Origin of the sequence: Streptomyces sp. NPDC059037 (assembly GCF_042740015.1) — a bacterium.
Lineage (GTDB): Bacteria > Actinomycetota > Actinomycetes > Streptomycetales > Streptomycetaceae > Streptomyces.
Genome location: NZ_JBHYIG010000486.1, coordinates 1 through 2,811, shown reverse-complemented (window position 1 = coordinate 2,811; position 2,811 = coordinate 1). Strand labels below are relative to the sequence as shown.

Here is a 2,811-nt window from a genome sequence, read left to right as displayed (position 1 = left end):
AGGTCATCCAGATCCTCCCACCTGCGGCGCAACGCGGCAGAGCGGCGAAAGAACTCGACCAGATCCTCGCGCTGCCTCCCGCGCAAGGGTGACAGGCCGGTGCCTCGTCGGCCAGCCTTGCCCTCATGACGGCACCCACACCGATCCACGGCGGCTTCGACGAAGCCGAGCTGCACCACGTTCTCGATCAGGCCTGCCTGGCCGCAGGACTGGACCCGACCGGCGCACGACTGCTCCGAGGCCACACCAATGCGGTAATACTCCTCGAAAAATCACCAGTCGTTGTGAAAATCGCCCGCCGCGGATCAAACATCAGTGACGTTCAGCGCACCGTTCGATTCGTCCAACTCCTGATGGAGAACGGCTTCCCAACGGTTCCCCTGCACCCCATACCCGAACAGCCTGCCGTCATCAATGAGCATGCTGTGACCTTCTGGGTCTACCTTCCGCAACCCGCTCTCCCAGTCATGGCGGCACAGCTGGCCGAACCCCTGCATGCCCTGCACAATTTCCCGCTTCCTTCATTCCCCGTCAAACGCCACGACAACATCCGCGCAATCCGCAAGTCCTTGTCGGCCACCACCTCTCTACCTGAAGGCGTTATCACCTACCTCAAACAGCGTGCTGACCGGCTCGAGATGGAACTGGCGGGCGTGCGCTTCGAGTTGCCAGAAGGCATCTTGCAAGGAGATCCGCAACACCGGAACGCCCTCCATGACAGAGGGCGCGTTGTCTTGTGCGACTGGGACACCTTCTCGCTTGGGCAGCCAGAATGGGACCTTGTGACAGTGGAAGTGCACTGCCGGCGATTCGGGTATGGCGCTGACCACTACCAGAAGTTCTCAGAGGAATACGGGTATGACATCACCAAATCCAAAGGCTTCCGCACCTTGCGTGATGTCCGTGAACTTCGAATGATTACCACCAATGCCAGGAAGGCAAGACACTCACCTGGAAGCCTCGTAGAGGTGGAACGCCGGATTCATGGACTGCGGCACGAGAACTATCAGCTCCAGTGGAACATTCTGTGAATCGCCGGTACGTGCTGCTGTGAGTGACTGGGTTTCTTCCTGCCCCAACTGCTGAAGTGTGGCTTCCCTCGTACGAAGGTGCTTGGGTGGCTCAGGACAGCAGGATGAGGCAGTCCCCGGCACCGGCGGGTCTGGCGGGGAGTAGGTTGGTGTCCGGTCTCAGTGAAGTTGGCGAACGGTCCGCCCAACGTGGCGAGTCCTCATAGGAGCGAGTTCGCGTGGTGTTGCCGATCCGGGGGCTGATGGAGCCGCTAATAGGACTCCGTTAGGTCTTCAGGTTCGGCCTGTTCAAGGGCATGTTGGATGCGTGGACGTAGGACAACTTCAGGGCCTGCGGGCTGACTTGGTGGAGTTCGTTGAGGATGTGTTTGCCTCGGTGCCGCGGCGAGATCAGCGGGGGCAAGGCGGACTGCTATCTGCGGGGACTGATGCTGGACGGGCGCAGGAAGTCGATCCAGGCGATGGCCTCGCGGTTGCCGGACGGGAACGAGCAGAACCTTCAGCAGTTCGTGAACCAGTCGCCGTGGGATCCGCTGCCGGTGCGGCGCCGGATCGCCGCGCGCATGGCGAGGTCTCTCGCCCCCGATGCGTGGGCGATCGATGACGTGTCGGTGCCCAAGGACGGTCGTATGTCGGTGGGGGTTGCGCCGCAGTACTGCGGCGCCCTGGGCAAACGTGCGAACTGTCAGGTCGCAGTGAGCGTTCACGCGGTCACCGCCACTGCGTCGTGTCCGCTGCAGTGGCGGCTGTTCCTGCCCGCGGAGTGGGCGGATGACGCCGAACGACGGGCCAAGACGCACGTCCCGGCCGATGTCGGACACCGGGAGAAGTGGCTGCTCGCCCTGGACATCCTCGACGAGCTCACCACCTGGGGACTGACCCCGCAGGTGATCGTGGCCGATGCCGCGTACGGAACCAACGCACGATTCCGGGAGGCACTGGCCGAACGCGACCTCCACTACATGGTGTCCATCCGCTCCGACGTCACAGCTCACCCCTTCGATGCATTGCCCGTCGCTCCTCCTCGCAAGGGCACCAACGGCTGCTGGCCCCAGCCGCGCTACCGCCAACCCCCACTGCCCGTCGCCGCTCTCGCGACCGGTCTGGGACGCGACGCGTTCACCGAGGTGACGTGGCGCCGAGGATCCCGCGGGCCGATGCGGTCCTGCTTCGCCGCCGTGCGGGTCCGCCCAGCCGGCAAGGCCATCGAGCGCCCCCTCAAGGCCCGGGCCTCCGCCGAACAGGGCTGGTGGGACGGCATACTGCCCGATCTGTGGCTGATCGCCGAGTGGCCCACCACCGCCGAGACTCCCACCGACTACTGGTTGTCGAACCTGCCCGATGACACGCCCATCGAGCATCTGGTCCGCCAGGCGAAGGCCCGCTGGCGCATCGAGCACGACTACCGCGAGCTCAAGCACGGCCTGGGCCTGGACCACTTCGAGGGGCGATCCTGGACCGGCTGGCACCACCACGTCACCCTCGTCACCGCCGCCCACGCCTTCCTCACCGAACAACGGCTCTCCCCAAAAGCCCCCGCGCCGGCCTCACCCTTTACCAAGTCCTCGATGCCCTCCAGGACTTGCTGAGGTGCTGGACCGGCACCTGCACCACCTGCCATCGCCCCCTGCCAGCCCGTGACCTGCCCAGATGCACGAGAACCCGACAGACCTAACGGAGTCCTACTAAAGCGCGTTGCACAAGGCCGTGAACTGGGCATCTCCGGTGTATGGCTGGGGTGTTGAGGGCTGATCGTGTGTGGGTGGAGACGTTCACGGGG

General features: G+C 64.2%; 1 protein-coding gene and 1 pseudogene. Both read left to right on the top strand.

The annotated features are described in order from the left end of the window. Nucleotides 1-125 precede the first annotated feature (125 nt). Entirely contained in the window at nt 126-1,031 is a 906-nt protein-coding gene (locus ACFWY6_RS44965) for a phosphotransferase family protein (protein ID WP_384703585.1), read from the top strand. Between the two features lie 307 nt (nt 1,032-1,338). Beyond that, nucleotides 1,339-2,620, top strand: a pseudogene (locus ACFWY6_RS44960) (IS701 family transposase). The last annotated feature ends 191 nt before the right edge of the window (nt 2,621-2,811 follow it).

Excerpts from the sequence above, each read along its gene's own strand:
- ACFWY6_RS44965 (WP_384703585.1), top strand. The coding sequence starts at position 126 with ATGACGGCACCCACACCGATCCACGGCGGCTTCGACGAAGCCGAGCTG.